Annotated in this window: 16 protein-coding genes and 1 tRNA gene; 13 read left to right on the top strand and 4 right to left on the bottom strand. The window is 57.6% G+C overall.

The genetic code is table 11. The features are described from left to right. The first annotated feature begins 1 nt into the window (after position 1). Complete coding sequence (locus CPter91_RS14075; RefSeq protein ID WP_082792846.1) at positions 2-727, top strand: YceH family protein; 726 nt, start codon at positions 2-4, stop codon at positions 725-727. Between the two features lie 120 nt (positions 728-847). Here the strand turns inward: CPter91_RS14075 and CPter91_RS14070 are convergent, their stop codons facing one another. Genes CPter91_RS14070 through CPter91_RS14060 form a run of 3 tightly spaced genes read right to left on the bottom strand, consistent with a single transcriptional unit; the run spans position 848 to position 2,834 of the window. Continuing rightward, positions 848-1,648, bottom strand: coding sequence for a UDP-2,3-diacylglucosamine diphosphatase (locus CPter91_RS14070; RefSeq protein WP_061941317.1), 801 nt, complete (start codon positions 1,646-1,648; stop codon positions 848-850). 36 nt (positions 1,649-1,684) lie between these two features. After that, entirely contained in the window at positions 1,685-2,176 is a 492-nt protein-coding gene (locus tag CPter91_RS14065) for a peptidylprolyl isomerase (protein WP_061941315.1), read from the bottom strand. A 49-nt stretch (positions 2,177-2,225) separates the two neighbouring features. Further along, entirely contained in the window at positions 2,226-2,834 is a 609-nt protein-coding gene (locus CPter91_RS14060; RefSeq protein WP_061941314.1) for a peptidylprolyl isomerase, read from the bottom strand. Positions 2,835-3,070: 236 nt separating this feature from the next. On the opposite strand from CPter91_RS14060, the gene cysS reads away from it, so the two are divergent. The 6 genes from cysS to CPter91_RS14030 all read left to right on the top strand — a co-directional run bounded on the left by cysS (position 3,071) and on the right by CPter91_RS14030 (position 9,313). Further along, complete coding sequence (gene cysS, locus CPter91_RS14055) at positions 3,071-4,492, top strand: cysteine--tRNA ligase (RefSeq protein WP_061941312.1); 1,422 nt, start codon at positions 3,071-3,073, stop codon at positions 4,490-4,492. A gap of 4 nt (positions 4,493-4,496) precedes the next feature. Further along, positions 4,497-5,162 (top strand): DNA-3-methyladenine glycosylase family protein, encoded by a 666-nt coding sequence (locus tag CPter91_RS14050; protein ID WP_061941311.1) that lies wholly within the window; start codon positions 4,497-4,499, stop codon positions 5,160-5,162. Between the two features lie 93 nt (positions 5,163-5,255). Next, positions 5,256-6,230: an acetyl-CoA carboxylase carboxyltransferase subunit alpha gene (locus CPter91_RS14045; protein WP_014006318.1), complete on the top strand. Its 975-nt coding sequence runs from the start codon at positions 5,256-5,258 to the stop codon at positions 6,228-6,230. Between the two features lie 2 nt (positions 6,231-6,232). Beyond that, positions 6,233-7,651, top strand: coding sequence for a tRNA lysidine(34) synthetase TilS (gene tilS, locus CPter91_RS14040; RefSeq protein WP_061941309.1), 1,419 nt, complete (start codon positions 6,233-6,235; stop codon positions 7,649-7,651). Between the two features lie 122 nt (positions 7,652-7,773). Continuing rightward, the gene (locus CPter91_RS14035; RefSeq protein ID WP_061941307.1) at positions 7,774-9,024 is read left to right on the top strand and encodes an aspartate kinase; all 1,251 of its coding nucleotides are present in this window, start codon (positions 7,774-7,776) and stop codon (positions 9,022-9,024) included. Positions 9,025-9,219: 195 nt separating this feature from the next. Beyond that, positions 9,220-9,313 (top strand) — tRNA-Ser (locus tag CPter91_RS14030). A gap of 121 nt (positions 9,314-9,434) precedes the next feature. On the opposite strand, the gene CPter91_RS27745 is transcribed toward CPter91_RS14030, so the two are convergent. Beyond that, positions 9,435-9,599 (bottom strand): helix-turn-helix transcriptional regulator, encoded by a 165-nt coding sequence (locus CPter91_RS27745; RefSeq protein WP_082792845.1) that lies wholly within the window; start codon positions 9,597-9,599, stop codon positions 9,435-9,437. Positions 9,600-9,837: 238 nt separating this feature from the next. On the opposite strand from CPter91_RS27745, the gene CPter91_RS26970 reads away from it, so the two are divergent. The 6 genes from CPter91_RS26970 to CPter91_RS14005 all read left to right on the top strand — a co-directional run bounded on the left by CPter91_RS26970 (position 9,838) and on the right by CPter91_RS14005 (position 16,431). Then, entirely contained in the window at positions 9,838-10,002 is a 165-nt protein-coding gene (locus tag CPter91_RS26970; RefSeq protein WP_167595173.1) for a hypothetical protein, read from the top strand. A gap of 836 nt (positions 10,003-10,838) precedes the next feature. Continuing rightward, a complete protein-coding gene (locus CPter91_RS14025) occupies positions 10,839-11,807 on the top strand; it encodes an ABC transporter substrate-binding protein (RefSeq protein WP_061941306.1) in 969 nt (322 codons plus the stop codon). A 101-nt stretch (positions 11,808-11,908) separates the two neighbouring features. After that, positions 11,909-13,468: a sugar ABC transporter ATP-binding protein gene (locus CPter91_RS14020; RefSeq protein ID WP_061941304.1), complete on the top strand. Its 1,560-nt coding sequence runs from the start codon at positions 11,909-11,911 to the stop codon at positions 13,466-13,468. Between the two features lie 50 nt (positions 13,469-13,518). Further along, positions 13,519-14,598 carry an ABC transporter permease gene (locus tag CPter91_RS14015; protein ID WP_061946241.1) on the top strand — a complete coding sequence of 360 codons (1,080 nt, stop codon included), beginning with the start codon at positions 13,519-13,521 and terminating at the stop codon, positions 14,596-14,598. Beyond that, on the top strand, positions 14,595-15,593 hold the full coding sequence (yjfF, locus tag CPter91_RS14010) for a galactofuranose ABC transporter, permease protein YjfF (protein ID WP_061941302.1): 999 nt from the start codon (positions 14,595-14,597) through the stop codon (positions 15,591-15,593). The genes CPter91_RS14015 and yjfF overlap by 4 nt, the downstream gene beginning before the upstream one ends. Positions 15,594-15,807: 214 nt before the next feature. Beyond that, positions 15,808-16,431, top strand: coding sequence for a BON domain-containing protein (locus tag CPter91_RS14005; protein ID WP_061941300.1), 624 nt, complete (start codon positions 15,808-15,810; stop codon positions 16,429-16,431). Positions 16,432-16,500 lie beyond the last annotated feature (69 nt).

The following is a 16,500-nucleotide window of genomic DNA, read 5'->3' as shown; positions in this document are numbered from 1 at the left end:
AATGAATCAAGACGTCAACGAAATTGCCGGCGGCGAGCAGCCGTCAGCCGATACCGGCCGCGCAGACGATTTTCTCGATCCGTTTGAAATCCGTGTACTCGCCGTGCTGGCCGAGAAAGAAGCGCTGACGCCGGATAATTATCCCTTGTCGCTGAACACGCTGACCAACGGCTGCAACCAGTTGTCCAGCCGTGATCCGGTGATGTCGATCAGCGAGTCCAGCGTGCTGGATATCCTGCAGCGCCTGATGCAGCGCAAGCTGGTGGTGGAGGTCAGGCAGGCCGGCGCCAGGGTCTCCAAGTACGAACATCGGATGCGCGTCAAGTGGGTGCTGGAGCAGGATAAGCTGGCGGTATTGACGACGCTGATGCTGCGCGGGATCCAGACGGCCGGCGAGTTGCGCAGCCGTAGCGGCAGGCTGCATGAGTTCGCCAGCGTCGGTGAGGTGGAAACGGCGCTGCAATTCCTGGTCGACAAATATCCGCCGCTGGTGGCGCGCCTGGCAAAAGCGCCGGGCACCAAGGAATCGCGTTATGCCCAGCTGTTGGCTGGCGAGGAAGTGCTGGAACAGCAGGCGATCGCGGATGCCATGGCGGGCAGTGCGTCCGTGCTCAAGGGCAGCAGCCAGGACCGTATCACGCAGCTTGAGGAAGAGGTATCAGGCTTGCGGCGGCAGATGGATGATCTGACGGCGCAGTTTGCGGAGTTCAAGCGGCAATTCGACTGATTGTTTGAGGGAGTCCTGTCATTGTTGCCTATCCTGGGTCATTCCCGCGAACGCGGGAATCCGTGTTGCAGCATATGACAGTGAAAATGGATTCCCGCGTTCGCGGGAATGACGGGTCGTCTAGGTCGGATCGTCCAAAATTTCCTGGCCGTCATGGCCGAAGCGGCGGATTACGCCGGCGACATCAAGGGCGATCCAACCGCCGCGCTGCGCCTTGATGTCGTATTCCCAATCGGGTAGTACATAACGTGTTCGGACGCCGTTGTCGTGCGGCGTCTGGTGGCATGCCGGCCGGTGCGTATGGCCGTGGATCAGCGTGCTGGTGGCGGTCGCGTCAAACAGTGCATTCACCGCCTCGGCATTGACGTCCATGATTTCCATGGTTTTGTGACGTTGTTCTTCCTGGCTTTCCTTGCGTACACCGGCGATGATTGCCTTGCGTTGCGCCAGCGGCAGCGCCAGGAATTGCGCCTGCCATTGCGGCTGCCTTACCTGGGCCCGGAACTGCATGTAGGCGAGGTCGTCGGTGCACTGGGCGTCGCCATGGGCAATTGCCAGGCGCCGGCCAGCCACGCTGATCACTGACGGATCGGGCAGCATGGTCAGGCCGGCTGCTTGGGCAAAGTCGTCGCCGACCAGGAAGTCGCGGTTGCCGGCGATCCAGAAGACCTGGACGCCGGCGGCGCTGACTTGCCGGATGGCGGCGGCGATTTCACTGTTGTACGGCGTTTCCAGGTCGTCGTCGCCAGCCCAGTACTCGAACAGGTCGCCCAGCAGATACAGTTGCTGCACCTGCATGGCCCTGGTTTGCAGGAAATCCAGGAACGCTTGCGTGGTGCGCGGATGCGCCGCCTGCAAATGCAGGTCGGAAATAAACAGCGCAACGGTAGCGGCTGGCTGGTGCGAGTCTGTGGCTGACATGAAAGGGCTGGTGGCTTGGACTTGGGATGAACGCTATTAAGCGACGACTTCGGCTTTTTCGATGATGACGTCGGTTTCCGGCACGTCGGCAAACATGCCGCTGCGGGTGGTCTTGACCTTTTCGATGGCGTCGACGATGTCCTTGCCTTCAACCACTTTGCCGAACACGCAATAGCCCCAGCCGTCCTGGCCCGGATAGTCGAGGAAGCTGTTGTTCTTGACGTTGATGAAGAACTGCGCCGATGCCGAATGCGGTGCCGAAGTACGCGCCATGGCCAGGGTGTAAGGCTCGTTCTTGAGGCCGTTCTTGGCTTCGTTTTCGACTGGATCGTTGGTCGGCTTTTGCTTCATGCCTGGCTCGAAACCGCCGCCTTGCACCATGAAGCCAGGGATCACGCGGTGGAAAATCGTACCGTCGTAATGGCCGGCGTTGACATAGGCGAGGAAGTTTTCGACGCTCTTCGGTGCTTTTTCAGCGTCCAGTTCGATCTTGATCTTGCCGTGGTTGGTGGTGAGGATGACAGCCATGGTATTTCCTATTAATGGTTGATAGCGGGTTGATAGAGAATGGATATTATTATTTGGTCACGGTAGCGGATTCGATGATCACCGGCGTGGTTGGCACGTCTTGGTAAGCAGTCTTCACTTGCTTGATCTTGTCAACCACGTTCATGCCTTTGATGACCTGGCCGAATACCGCGTAGCCCCAGCCGTCGCGGCCAGGGTAGTTGAGGAATTCATTGTTGTTGACGTTGATGAAGAACTGCGCGCCGGCCGACTGCGGATCGGCGGTGCGCGCCATGGCGACGCTGTAAGGGACATTCTTGAGGCCGTTCTTGGCTTCGTTCTCGACCTTGTTAGGCGCTGGCTTCTCGATCATGTCCTTGGTCATGCCGCCGCCCTGGATCATGAAGCTGTTGATCACGCGGTGGAAAATCGTACCGTTATAATGGCCGCTGTTAACGTAGCCCAGAAAGTTCTTGACTGTCTTCGGCGCTTTTTCCGGATTCAGTTCGATGACGATATCGCCCATGTTGGTTTTCAACAGGACATGTGGCTTGTCGACAGCCGCAGCAGTCTTAGCCGTGGCGGCAAACGACGGGCTGGCGGCAAAAGTGACGGCGGTAAGCGCCGATGCCAGCGCCAAAGTGAACGTGCGACGGGACAAGCCAAGAGATGCGGTCATAAAAATCCTTCATGTAAGGGGGGCGTTTTCGTATTCCATGTGCTGCATTTTCGCTTTTCAGTAATGATATACTGCGGCGAAAAGCAACATTTTATCAAACTAAACACTGCAAAAGAGTTTTGACGGCCTTGTTATATTGGCGTCGCGCACGGAAAGTGCGTGGATGCATGGAACGGCGTGCAATATTTCTGTGCTTATTTCTGTGCCTAATTTCTGTACCTGAGCCGTAACTTCCCATGAGCGACCTGAAAATATATAACACGCTGGCGCGTGAGAAGCAGCCGTTTTCTCCGATCGAAGCGGGCAAAGTCCGCATGTATGTGTGCGGCATGACAGTGTACGACTATTGCCATCTTGGCCACGGCCGCGTGATGGTGGTGTTCGATATGGTGCAGCGGTGGTTGCGGCAGTCTGGCTTTGATGTGACTTACGTCCGTAATATCACGGATATCGACGACAAGATCATCAAGCGCGCAGTGGAGAACGGCGAGACCATCTCGCAGCTGACCGGCCGTTTCATCCAGGCCATGGATGAAGACGCGGCGGCGCTGGGCGTGCAAAAGCCGGATCACGAGCCGCGCGCGACAGCCTTCGTGCCGCAGATGCTGGCGCTGATCGAAAAGCTGGAGCACAAGGGCCTGGCCTACCAGGGCAGCGATGGCGACGTCAATTATTCGGTGCGCGATTTCAACGGCTACGGCAAGCTGTCAGGCAAATCGCTGGATGACTTGCGCGCCGGCGAACGGGTTGACGTTAACGTCGGCAAGCGCGATCCGCTCGATTTCGTCTTGTGGAAGGCGGCCAAGGCCAGCGAGCCGGAAGAAGTCAAGTGGAGCTCGCGCTGGGGCCAGGGGCGGCCCGGCTGGCACATCGAATGCTCGGCGATGGCGGAGCAATTGCTGGGCGAGCAGTTCGACATCCATGGCGGCGGCCAGGACCTGCAGTTCCCGCATCACGAGAATGAAATTGCACAGTCGGAAGGCGCGCATGGTCACCAGTTCGTCAATTACTGGATGCATAACGGCTTTGTCCGTATCGATAATGAAAAGATGTCCAAGTCGTTAGGAAATTTTTTCACTATCCGCGATGTTCTGAAAAAATACGATGCCGAAGTGGTGCGCTTTTTCATTCTGCGCGCGCATTACCGCAGTCCGCTGAATTATGCCGACGCCAACCTTGACGACGCCAAGCAAAGCCTGACGCGTCTCTACACCGCCCTGAAAGAAGTGGCGGCGGATGATTTGCCGCTGGACTGGGACGAGGCGCATGCGCAACGCCTGACGGCCGCCATGAATGACGACTTCAACACGCCGATGGCGATTTCCGGCTTGTTCGACCTGGCCAACGAAGTCAACAAAAATAAATCCGCCGCCGCCGCCCGTCAGTTGAAAGCACTGGCCGGCACGCTCGGCTTGTTGCAGCGCACGCCGGAAGATTTTTTGAAGGGCCGCGCACTCGCGGGCAGCGAAGTTGATGGAAATGGCATTGCACAAGCAGCGTTGTCGGAGCAAGATATCCTACTCAAAATTCAAGCTCGTCAAGCAGCAAAAATAGCCAGGGATTTTTCCGCGGCAGACCAGATCCGCAAGGATCTGCTGGCCGATGGCATTTTGCTGGAAGATAAGCCCGGCGGTCTAACCGAATGGCGAAGGGCGTAAACGTATGCAAAAAACGATAGCTGTCGACTCCTCTTTTTTTGTGCCTTCGTATTGGGAAGATGCAAAGAACGAGTTGATGAAGCGTGACCGTATCATGCGTAAATTGATTCCACAGTTTGGCGATCTGCACCTGGTCGGACGCGGCGAAGCGTTTACCACGCTGGCGCGCTCAGTGGTCGGGCAGCAGATTACGGTAAAGGCGGCCGAGCAGGTATGGCAGAAGTTCCTGCTGGTCTGTCCCAAGACGACCCCGGCCCAGGTATTGAAAGCAGGCCCCGAGCAACTGGCGGCTTGCGGTTTGTCCAAACGTAAAGCAGACTATATTCTCGACCTGGCCGATCATTTCAAGGCAAAACGGGTCGACGCCGAGCAATGGCAGGAGATGGAAGACGAAGCCGTGATTGCGGACCTGACGCAGATCCGCGGCATCGGACGCTGGACAGCGGAGATGTTTTTGATATTTAATTTGCTCCGGCCCAATATCTTGCCCCTGGATGACCCGGGGTTGCTTAAAGGCATTAGTGTCAATTATTTTTCGGGCGAGCCCGTTTCGCGCAGCGATGCGCGCGAAGTATCGGCCAATTGGGAGCCCTGGCGTACTGTGGCAACATGGTATTTATGGCGTAGTCTGGATCCGGTATCGACAGAATATCAAGTCACTACTGAGTAAATAGGCAAGCAATCAATCCGGGTTATAGATTTATTAACTTGCCTGATTGTGCCGACAGCAAACCGGTAGCGATGGATTAATAAAGGGAACAATATGAGTAAAACAACATTTCTCGGCTTCGAACAACCGATCGCCGAGCTGGATGCCAAGATCGAAGAGCTGCGTTTCGTCCAGGACGATTCGGCGGTGGACATTTCGGAAGAAATCGACCGCCTCTCCAAAAAGAGCCAACAGCTGACCAAGGATATCTACGCCAAGCTGACGCCATGGCAGGTATCGCAGATTTCGCGCCATCCGCAACGCCCTTACACCATGGATTACGTGAACGAGATTTTCACGGACTTCCATGAACTGCACGGCGACCGCACCTATGCCGACGACCAGTCTATCGTCGGCGGTCTGGCCCGTTTCAACGGCCAGGCTTGCATGGTGATCGGCCATCAGAAGGGGCGCGACACTAAAGAGCGCGCCTTGCGCAACTTTGGCATGCCGAAACCGGAAGGTTATCGCAAGGCCTTGCGCCTGATGAAGGTTGCAGAAAAATTCGGCCTGCCGATTTTCACTTTTGTCGACACCCCCGGCGCCTTTCCTGGCATCGACGCGGAAGAGCGCGGCCAGTCGGAAGCCATCGGCCACAATCTGTACGCCATGGCAGAACTGAAAGTGCCGTTGATCGCCACCATCATCGGTGAAGGCGGTTCCGGCGGCGCGCTGGCGATTGCCGTCGGCGACGCGGTCCTGATGCTGCAATACGCGACTTATTCGGTGATTTCGCCGGAAGGCTGTGCCTCCATCCTGTGGAAGACTGCCGAGCGAGCAGCCGATGCCGCCGATGCGCTGGGCCTGACGGCGCACCGCCTGAAAGCAGTTGGCCTGATCGACAAGATCGTCAGCGAACCGCTGGGCGGCGCCCATCGCGATCCGAAGCAGATGGCGTCGTTGCTGAAGCGGGCGCTGGCCGATACCCTGCGCCAGTTCCAGGGCGTCAAGACCAAGGATTTACTGAATGCGCGCCATGAAAAACTGATGAGCTACGGTAAATTCAAGGAAGTGCTGGCTGCAGAATAGGCGTGTCACATCTTCATTCGCCAAGTATCGATGCGTACTTAGAAAACACACTGGCGGCGCTGGCCGCTGCCGGTTCGCTGGTGCCGGCGCGGCTGGCCATTGCGTATAGCGGCGGCCTGGATTCCACGGTGCTGCTGCATGCGGCGGTGCGCTACGCTGCCAGCCATGGCGTTAAGCTGCTGGCCTTTCATATCCATCACGGCATCAGTCCCAATGCAGATCAGTGGCAAGTCCATTGCACGGAGACCTGCGCGCGGCTGGGCATCGAATTCCACGCGCAGCGCATCGCATTGCGCGACGTTGAAAAAAGTGGTGTGGAAGAAGCGGCCCGCAACAGCCGCTATGCAGCGCTAGGCGACCTGTGCCGCGCGCACCAGGCGCCGCTGCTGCTGACGGCTCACCACCTCGACGATCAGGCCGAGACCGTGCTGCTGCAACTGCTGCGCGGCTCCGGCGCCGCCGGCCTGTCCGGCATGGACAGCTGGAATACGGCGCCCAGCCTGCTCGGCGACGCCAGCCTGTTGATGGTGCGCCCGCTGCTGAAAGTATCGCGCGCGGCAATGGAGCAGTACGCCGCGGCTCAACAGCTGAGCTATGTCGAAGACGAATCCAACCACGATCCGCGCTATGCCCGCAATGCCTTGCGTCAGCAGGTGATGCCGGTACTGGCGCAGTATTTTCCTGGCTTCCAGGAGCGCTTCTCGCGCAGCGCCGGCCATATGCAGACCACGCAAAAGCTGCTGGTCGAACTGGCGGCGCAAGACATGGCGCTGTGCGCCGACGGCGCCTGCCTGAATATGGATCAGTTGCGCTTGCTCAAGCCGGAACGTATCGATAACCTGCTGCGCTACTGGTTCGGCCTGCATCATCTGCGCATGCCGTCCAGCGCCTGGCTGAGCGAAATGCGGCAGCAGCTGCTGGAAGCGAAAGCAGACGCCCAGTTGTGCGTAACTCACCCGGACTGCCATATCCGGCGCCACCGTAACCGCGTGTTCCTGACGCCGCGCGACGATGTCGACCGTTCCGAAATCGAGCCGCAGGATTTTCGTTGGAACGGCGAAACCGAAATCGCCTTTCCGGTTTTCGGCGGCGTCATGCATTTCGAGCCGGCGGAGCAGGGCGTCAGCGCCGATTGGCTGCGCCAGCAAGCCTTGCAGATCCAGTTCCGCTCCGGCGGAGAAAAGCTCAAGCTGGCGTTCAACCGGCCCACCAAGAGCCTGAAATATCACTACCAGGCTTTTGACGTGCCGCCTTGGGAGCGCGAGCGGCTGCCCCTGGTGCGCAGCGGCAAGCAGGTCTTGTTTGCGGCCGGCATCGGCTTTGATTGCCATGTGCTGGCGACTGAAGCCGGCCCGCGCATCGCGCTGCGTTGGCAATCGGATCTGTTGCCGCTGAGTCAATATATTCAATCCGACGTATAAACGTTATCTGTATTTTCTTGCCAGTAATCCACTTGTCATAATCAGCTGTTGCGGGTACATTAAAGGGTTGATTTTTTATTTTTCTTGCACTACGTCCGCTTCCCGCACCCAAAACACACCCTATGGCTTTAATCGTCCACAAATACGGCGGCACTTCGATGGGCTCGACCGAGCGCATCAAGAATGTCGCCAAGCGCGTCGCCAAATGGCATGACGCCGGCCACCAAATCGTCGTGGTGCCCTCCGCGATGTCCGGTGAAACCAACCGCCTCCTGGGCCTGGCAAAGGAAATTAGCGCTCAGCCCGATCCGCGCGAACTCGACATGCTGGCCTCCACCGGCGAACAGGCTTCGGTAGCTCTGCTGGCGATGGCGCTGCAAGCCATCGGCAAGCAAGCCGTGTCCTACGCTGGCTGGCAAGTCGCGATCAAGACCGATTCGGCTCATACCAAGGCACGCATCCGTTCGATCGACGACACTAAGGTGCGGCAAGACCTGGATGCCGGCAAGGTCGTGATCATCACCGGTTTCCAAGGCGTCGACGAGCTCGGCAACATCACCACCCTGGGCCGCGGCGGTTCAGATACTTCCGCGGTAGCGGTTGCGGCAGCGCTGCAGGCAGCGGAATGCCTGATTTACACCGACGTCGACGGCGTCTACACCACCGATCCGCGCGTGGTCTCCGATGCGCGTCGCCTGAACACGGTGACGTTTGAAGAAATGCTGGAGATGGCGTCGCTCGGCTCCAAGGTGCTGCAGATTCGCTCGGTTGAATTTGCCGGCAACTACAAGATGCCGACCCGTGTGCTGTCGTCGCTGACTGACCCATTAATGCCGCTGGAAGAAGAAGCAGTTTCCGGCACCCTGATTTCGTTTGAGGAAGATACCAAGATGGAACAAGCCACCATTACCGGCATCGCGTTTAATCGCGACGAGACCAAGATCACCGTGCTCGGCGTGCCTGACCGTCCTGGCATCGCCTACCAGATCCTGGGCGCTGTCGCCGACGCCAACATCGAAGTCGACATGATCATCCAGAACCAGTCGGTGGACGGCAAGACCGACTTTACATTCACCGTGCCGCGCGGCGAATACGCCAAGGCCATGGATGTGCTGAACGAGAAGGTCAAGGCCAGCATCGGCGCCGCCAGCATCACCGGCGACGCCAAGGTATCCAAGGTATCGGTAGTCGGCGTCGGCATGCGCAGCCATGTCGGCATCGCTTCCCAAATGTTCCGCACCTTGTCGGAAGAGGGCATCAACATCCAGATGATCTCGACTTCTGAAATCAAGATCTCGGTGCTGATCGACGAGAAGTACATGGAGCTGGCGGTACGCGCTCTGCACAAGGCTTTCGGCCTGGAAAGCGCGTAAACCGCGCAAATCTCTGGAAATTGCAGTGCTGCTGCGCTGATTTGCTCCGAGAGCGGGTCACGCAGCAGGTTTTCAGAGGGTTTTTAAAAAATTTTCAAAAAAAGCTGTTAATTTGGCATAGCGTTATTGACCGATGCCCTATGAAAAGTTATTATTCGTGTCCTTAACGCGGCGTTGTTAAAGCCGTTTAAGTTTGGAGGCGTGGCCGAGTGGTCGAAGGCACTTCCCTGCTAAGGAAGCATATGGGCTTAAACCTGTATCGTGGGTTCGACTCCCACCGCCTCCTCCAAGAATATATGGGTAAGTTGTTGGCTGATAAGAGTTATTCTTATTTTTTCAATGACTTACCCGTTTTTCTTTCTGTCGATGAATTGCTGGTCTTGGGTTCATCTAGCCTGCAGCAAATCCGTTTATCTCTTCAAGCTCCATTTTGTATATCTCTTTCCTGACCTCATTGGCTTAGGAAACTCTGGCTTGGTCTTCATCCAAAGCCAACACGTCGAAACTCCAATCCCCAGAATCTCTGATACCTGTTTGACGCTGATGTATTTGTCTTGCGGCGACTCCTTATTCATAAGTTAAACCTCCCATCAAAATATTTACCGGATGCAGAACGCAAAAAGGCGCACTTTCTTAGGGGCTTTTTAAGGGCCTGACAGATGAGTGCGCCAAATGACGTATTGCTTTGAATTTTTACTGCGAGGCGGATGCTAGCATAAATATTGCCCTGTTGTCAATGCCTCAGGATGCGCCTTTTAATCACGGAGTTGGCGCGGTAAATTGAAATCTCACAACAAAGAGGAGGGGTTACATATGAAAGTCTGGATACAGCTCAATGAGCTTGCTGAGAGGGTCTATGAGCAGGTGATATGGATTGATGACAGCAGCAAGTCAAAAATCATCCTACATGGTCAGCACGGCATCCTAGCGATGCTTGACAGAGACGATGTGAGAAATCTTCTTACTGACGAGATGTAAGAAGTAGGTGCCGGAAACGTAGGCCTTTAAGGATGTGTTGCCGGTCGCCTGAAAGTAAATTCATAGTCGGTTCTTAGAAAAGCGTACCGCTTGACTCGACGTGACGGACTTTTGTGGGTTTCGGTACAGGCCTTGCCTTCATGAGTTCGGCAGGATAAAGCTGCAAATATGCTCTGGCGCGCTCTGGATCAGTGCATTCCAGCCATTCGTCGTAATCCGATTCGGGAATTATTACCAGGGAGCGCTTTTCATCCTCTGGTCTGTGAAATTGCTTCATCACTTGATGGTCGTTTGCGTTGATGGTGACATCAAGCGCTGCTACGAGGCGTTTCTTGCTAGTCGAGTGTGAAGTGGGTCATCTGCGACGCAGGCATCAATTACTTCTTCCCCGACAGGGCGTATCCGATTTGCAGTTCGGAAAATTCCGATTGCGGGAGAATTAATCCGACTGCTGTCGACAACCTCCGAACGCCATCGACAGCACTTGGCCTCATGATTATTGATGCAACGCGCAAACACCCGCAAACTAGTATTTGTACAGTGAATACCAGATATCACAACAATCAAGCAGACGGATATACTGCGCTGCGATATGGTGATCCTGTCTCCTCCAACACCTCTCAAGGTTTGGATTCAGCCCGCAACGAAAGTTAGCGGGCTTTTTTTTATCCAAAATTCGTCGACCGTAAACAAGCGCCCGCCGGCCAGCCGATACCTAAACGCGTATCTGAAACTGAAAATAATTCATTTGAAAAGGATCGGATTTCGCCCTAGGATGGTCGCGCTCTTCACACATTTTATCTGGTCAAAACACAAACATAAAAACGGAGACAGCAATGAAAATGACACGCAGAACGGTATTGGGTGCGGCGCTTTGCATGGGCCTTGGATTCGGGATTGCTGGCAGCGCTTATGCTGAAAAGCCGCTGGTCCTGGGCTTTTCGCAGGTTGGCGCTGAAAGCGAATGGCGCACCGCGAATACCGCATCGATCAAGGATGCGGCCAAGCAGGCCGGGGTCACGCTGAAATTCGCCGACGCGCAGCAAAAGCAGGAAAACCAGGTGAAAGCGATCCGTTCCTTCATTGCGCAAAAAGTCGACGTCATTGCCTTTTCTCCGGTGGTCGAGTCCGGTTGGGACACGGTGCTGGGCGAAGCCAAAGCCGCCAAGATTCCGGTGATCCTCACTGACCGCGCGGTCGACGCCAAGGATAAGTCGCTGTACGTGACATTCATCGGTTCCGATTTCGTTGAAGAAGGGCGCCGCGCCGGCCGCTGGCTGCTGGAACGTGCCAATAGCATGCCTGCCGGCGATATCAACATCGTCGAATTGCAAGGCACGGTCGGTTCGGCGCCGGCGATCGACCGCAAGAGCGGTTTCGCCGAGATCATCGCCGCCAATCCGCATCTGAAAATCATCCGTTCGCAGTCCGGCGACTTCACCCGCGCCAAGGGCAAGGAAGTGATGGAAGCCTTCCTCAAGACCGACGGCAAGAAAATCAATGTGCTGTACGCCCACAATGACGACATGGCGATAGGCGCGATCCAGGCCATCGAAGAGGCTGGCCTGAAACCCGGCAAGGATATCCTGGTGATCTCGGTGGATGGGGTCAAGGGCGCGTTTGAAGCGATGATGGCCGGCAAGCTCAATGTCACGGTGGAGTGCAGCCCCTTGCTCGGCCCGCAGCTGATGAAGGTGGCGAAGCAGGTTGTCGCCGGCGAGACGGTGCCCAAGCGGATTACCACCGAGGAAAGCGTATTCCCGGCGGAAGTCGCCGCCAAGGAATTCCCGAACCGCAAGTACTGAACGGACGATCCGGATGACGGCGCGATTTGCGCGCCGTCCTATTTTTCATGATGGTGCGCTGAGCGCGCCGTCTTGCTTGAGCATCTGGGGATCGCAGGCGGATGAGTAAAACGGAGATCGGCACTAACGGCGAGGCGCAGGGCAGCGGTGCGCCGGCCCTGACATTAAGCGGCATCTGCAAGGCGTTCGGCGGCGTGACAGCGCTCAATGAAGTCGCCCTGCGGCTATATCCCGGCGAAGTCCACACCTTGATGGGGCAGAACGGCGCCGGCAAATCGACCCTGATCAAGGTGCTGACCGGGGTCTATACGCCCGACAGCGGGCGGATACTCTTGCATGGCCAGCCGGTGCAGCCGCGCTCGACGCTGGAGGCGCAAAGCCTAGGCATCAGCACCGTGTACCAGGAAGTCAATCTTTGCCCCAACCTGTCGGTAGCGGAAAACATCTTCATCGGCCGCTACCCGAAAAAATACGGCGCCATTGACTGGAAATCCATGCAGCAGCAGGCGCAGCAGCTGTTGCACGAACTGCATGTCAGGATCGACGTCGCGGCGCCGCTCTCCAGGTATCCGCTGGCGATCCAGCAAATGGTGGCGATCTCACGCGCCTTGAGCATTTCAGCCAAGGTATTGATTCTGGACGAACCTACTTCCAGTCTTGACGACGCCGAGGTGAAGCTGCTGTTCGAAGTCTTGCGCAAGCTGCGCGCACAGGGCATGGCGATCTTGTTCGTGACCCATTTCCTGGAACAGACCTACGAAATTTCCGACCGCATTACGGTCTTGCGCAATGGCCAGCTTGAAGGCGAATACCTGGCCAGCCAGCTCAGCCGGCTGGACCTGGTGAACAAGATGGTCGGCAGCCAGACCTCGTCGTCGCCCAATCTGGATGCCGCTGACGGTCGCGCCGAGCCGCAGGTGGACAGTGGCCAGACCGCCGTGCTGCAGGCCAGGGGCTTGGGCCGGAACGGCATACTGGCGCCGCTGGACCTTGATCTGCGCGGCGGCGAAGTGCTGGGCTTGTGCGGCTTGCTCGGTTCCGGCAGGACCGAAACGGCGCGCTTGCTGTTCGGCGCCGACAAGCCCGACAGCGGCACGCTGCAGATAAAGGGGAAAGTCGAAAAATTCCATTCGCCGCGGGACGCAATCGCCGCCGGCATCGGCTTCTGTTCCGAAGACCGCAAGAAGGAAGGCGCGATACTGGAACTGTCGGTACGGGAAAATATCGTCCTGGCCTTGCAGGCAAGGGCCGGATTGCTGCGCGTGATCCCGCGCAGGCGGCAGCAGGCGTTGGCCAGCGACTATGTCAAATGGCTGGGCATCAAGACGGCGGATATCGAAACGCCAATCGGTTCGCTCTCGGGCGGCAACCAGCAGAAAGCCCTGCTGGCGCGCTGGCTGGCTACCGACCCGGCCATGCTGATCCTGGACGAGCCGACGCGCGGCATTGATGTCCGCGCCAAGCAGGAGATCATGGAACATGTCATTGCCTTGTGCCGCAAGGGGATGGCGATACTCTTCATTTCCTCCGAAATTTCCGAAGTGTTGCGGGTCAGCGACCGCATGCTGGTGCTGCGCGACCGCAAGGCTTGCGGCGAGTACTTGCGTGGTGAACTGGACGAGGATTCGGTGTTGCAGGTGATCGCCGGGGAGGGCGCATGAGCATTCTCCTGGACCAGGACGCCGGCAAAGAAGCGCGGCCGCCGGCAGCCATGCCTGCCGCTCTGATGGAACAACTCTCGAGTTTTGTACGGCATCCTCTGTTTCGGCCTTTGGCTGCGCTGGCGCTGTTGCTGGCTGTGGATTTCTTCATGATTCCGGGATTTTTCCGGCTCGAGTGGAAAGACGGCCACCTGTATGGCAGCCTGATCGATATCGTCAACCGTGCCGCGCCATTGATACTGACTGCGCTTGGCATGACCCTGGTGATCGCCACCCGCGGCATCGATATTTCGGTCGGTGCGGTGGTGGCGATTTCCGGCACCGTTGCGGCCTTGCTGATCGGCGGCACGCTGCAGATGCACGGCGGCGTGCAAGAGTATGCCAGCCGCATACCCATGGCATGGGCGATTGCGGCCGCCCTGGGCGCGGCGCTCCTGTGCGGGGTCTGGAACGGCTTCCTGGTGTCTTCGCTGGGCTTGCAGCCGATCATCGCTACCTTGATCCTGATGGTCGGCGGCCGCGGCCTGGCGCAGCTGCTGACCGACGGCCAGATCATCACGGTCTACTACCAGCCGTTTTTCTATCTGGGTAGCGGCTATCTGTTCGGTCTGCCGTTTTCCTTGTACATCGCCCTCGGTGTTTTTCTGGTGGTGGCCATGCTCATGCGAAAAACCGCGCTGGGCCTGTTCATCCAGGCGGTCGGCATCAATCCGGTGGCCTCACGGCTGGCCGGCATCCGCACCGCGGCGCTGATTTTCTTCGTCTATATGTTTTGCAGCGCCTGCGCCGGCCTGGCCGGGTTGATGATCAGTTCCAACATCAAGAGCGCGGACGCCAATAATGCCGGCTTGCTGATGGAGCTGGACGCCATTCTGGCGGTGACCCTCGGCGGCACGTCCTTGGGCGGCGGCAAGTTCAGTCTGGCCGGCAGCGTGGTCGGCGCACTGATCATCCAGGCGCTGACATACACGATCTATTCGATGGGCGTGCCGCCGGAAGTGAACATGGTGGTGAAGGCAGTGGTGGTGTTTGCGGTCTGCCTCTCGCAATCGAAGGAGTTCCGCCATCTGATGCCGCGCCTGTTTGGCGCCGGCTCCAAAGTTCGCCGTTCAACCGGAAAAGAGTCATGAAAACATTCCGCGCGCTGTTGGCGTCTCCCTATTTCACGTCGATGGTGACGGTGGTCTTGCTGTTGCTGATGTTCGGCCTCGGTTCGGTCGCCTACACTGGCTTCTTTTCCCTGCAAGTAGTGCTCAACCTGCTGATCGATAACGCCTTCCTGCTGGTGATTGCGATCGGCATGACCTTTGTGATCCTGTCCGGCGGCATCGATCTCTCAGTCGGCTCGGTGCTGGCGCTGACCACCATGATTTCGGCCTACCTGCTGCAGTACTGGCATTGGCCGCCGCTGCTGGTGATTGCCTGCGTGCTCCTGATCGGGAGCGGCTTCGGTGCCTTGATGGGAGCACTGATCCATTATTTCAAGCTGCAGGCATTCATTGTTACCCTGGCCGGAATGTTCCTGGCGCGCGGCCTGTGCTACCTGATCAGCATCAATTCCATCACGATCGACCAGCCTTTGTATGTGACGCTGTCGCAGGCCAGGATCGGCGTGTTCGGCGCCTTCATCTCGCCCAGTGTGCTGATCGCCGTGATCATGCTGGCGTTGGCCATCTATATTGCGCACTACACTCGCTTCGGGCGCGCCGTCTACGCCATCGGCGGCAATGAGCAATCGGCATTGCTGATGGGCCTGGCGGTGGGGCGCACCAAGGTATTGGTGTACGCATTCAGCGGCTTTTGCGCGGCGCTGGCGGGAGTCTTGTTTTCGTTCTATATGCTGTCCGGTTACGGCCTGCATGCGCAAGGCACTGAACTGGATGCGATCGCCGCAGTGGTGATCGGCGGCACCTTGCTGACTGGCGGTTATGGCTATGTCGCAGGTACTCTTTCCGGCGTGTTGATCCTGGGGTTGATCCAGACCTTGATTGCATTCGACGGCACGCTCAGTTCCTGGTGGACCAAAATCGTGATTGGCGTCCTGCTGTTTATTTTCTGTATGGCGCAACGCCTGATGTCCCTGGGGGCGACGCGCAGCGTTGCCCTGTCTCCGGCGGCGGGCTAGCCTGCCGCCGGATTACCTGTGCGATCTGGCGTATCTGCCTTCCTATGTGCGATAACGAACTGACAATGCCGGCCTGCTGCGGCAGACTCTGGCCATGGACTTTAAGGTTCCATGGGCAGCAGAGGGCGGCATAGCCGTCTTTCATCCTGCCTGGGTCTCGCTGATGTGCATTCTTGCATGGTCAGCGCTGCAGACAACACACAGGAGAAACCATATGAATACATCATTCCTTTATAAAAAATCCCTTCGCAACGTCCTGATCGTTGCGGCTTTCGGTGCGAGCCTTGCCGGCCCTGCTGCGATGGCTGCCGATGCCGCCGCACCGCAAGCGCACAGCGATGGCGTCGGCGCTACGGTGACAGATGCCGGGATTACCACGACCATCAAGGCCAAGCTGATGACGACAGACGGCATGGGCAAGTCCGACGTCAGTGTGACCACTACCAACGGCGTGGTGACGCTGGATGGCGCCGCCAGCAGCGCGAGCGCAAAATCTAAAGCGGAAGCGGTCGCCAAGCAGGTAGAGGGGGTCAAGAGCGTCGACAACAACCTGACCACACCGTCCAACGGGGTGGCTGCGGACAAGGTCGACAAGAGCGTGACCAAGACCAAGCGGGTGGTGTCCGACAGCTGGATCACCACCAAGGTGAAATCCGAGATTCTGGCGGATAGCGTCAGCAAGGGATTTGACGTCAGCGTGAAGACGACGCACGGCGTAGTGGTGTTGAGCGGTGCACTGGCAACCCAGGATGCGATCGACCACGTCAAGGATATTGCTGGAAAAGTGAAGGGCGTGAAGAGCGTTGACACATCGGCCATTACTGTCGCCGCCAAGTAAGCAGTAGATGCAGGTCAAGTGCCGGGCTGTTGCCCGGCATTTTGTCGTTCGGTCCAACGGCGTAAACCA

This window comes from Collimonas pratensis (assembly GCF_001584185.1).
Lineage (GTDB): Bacteria > Pseudomonadota > Gammaproteobacteria > Burkholderiales > Burkholderiaceae_D > Collimonas > Collimonas pratensis.
The sequence above is the reverse complement of the archived record's forward strand: the minus strand, read 5'-3'. Positions and strand labels throughout refer to the sequence as shown.

Coding starts and splice junctions, on each gene's coding strand:
- CPter91_RS14015 (WP_061946241.1), top strand. CDS start 13,519: ATGCCTGCCGCTCTGATGGAACAACTCTCGAGTTTTGTACGGCATCCT.
- CPter91_RS14060 (WP_061941314.1), bottom strand. CDS start 2,834: ATGACCGCATCTCTTGGCTTGTCCCGTCGCACGTTCACTTTGGCGCTG.
- CPter91_RS14020 (WP_061941304.1), top strand. CDS start 11,909: ATGAGTAAAACGGAGATCGGCACTAACGGCGAGGCGCAGGGCAGCGGT.
- CPter91_RS27745 (WP_082792845.1), bottom strand. CDS start 9,599: ATGAATAAGGAGTCGCCGCAAGACAAATACATCAGCGTCAAACAGGTA.
- CPter91_RS26970 (WP_167595173.1), top strand. CDS start 9,838: ATGAAAGTCTGGATACAGCTCAATGAGCTTGCTGAGAGGGTCTATGAG.
- CPter91_RS14035 (WP_061941307.1), top strand. CDS start 7,774: ATGGCTTTAATCGTCCACAAATACGGCGGCACTTCGATGGGCTCGACC.
- cysS (WP_061941312.1), top strand. CDS start 3,071: ATGAGCGACCTGAAAATATATAACACGCTGGCGCGTGAGAAGCAGCCG.
- yjfF (WP_061941302.1), top strand. CDS start 14,595: ATGAAAACATTCCGCGCGCTGTTGGCGTCTCCCTATTTCACGTCGATG.
- CPter91_RS14025 (WP_061941306.1), top strand. CDS start 10,839: ATGAAAATGACACGCAGAACGGTATTGGGTGCGGCGCTTTGCATGGGC.
- CPter91_RS14045 (WP_014006318.1), top strand. CDS start 5,256: ATGAGTAAAACAACATTTCTCGGCTTCGAACAACCGATCGCCGAGCTG.
- CPter91_RS14050 (WP_061941311.1), top strand. CDS start 4,497: ATGCAAAAAACGATAGCTGTCGACTCCTCTTTTTTTGTGCCTTCGTAT.
- CPter91_RS14005 (WP_061941300.1), top strand. CDS start 15,808: ATGAATACATCATTCCTTTATAAAAAATCCCTTCGCAACGTCCTGATC.
- CPter91_RS14075 (WP_082792846.1), top strand. CDS start 2: ATGAATCAAGACGTCAACGAAATTGCCGGCGGCGAGCAGCCGTCAGCC.
- CPter91_RS14065 (WP_061941315.1), bottom strand. CDS start 2,176: ATGGCTGTCATCCTCACCACCAACCACGGCAAGATCAAGATCGAACTG.
- CPter91_RS14070 (WP_061941317.1), bottom strand. CDS start 1,648: ATGTCAGCCACAGACTCGCACCAGCCAGCCGCTACCGTTGCGCTGTTT.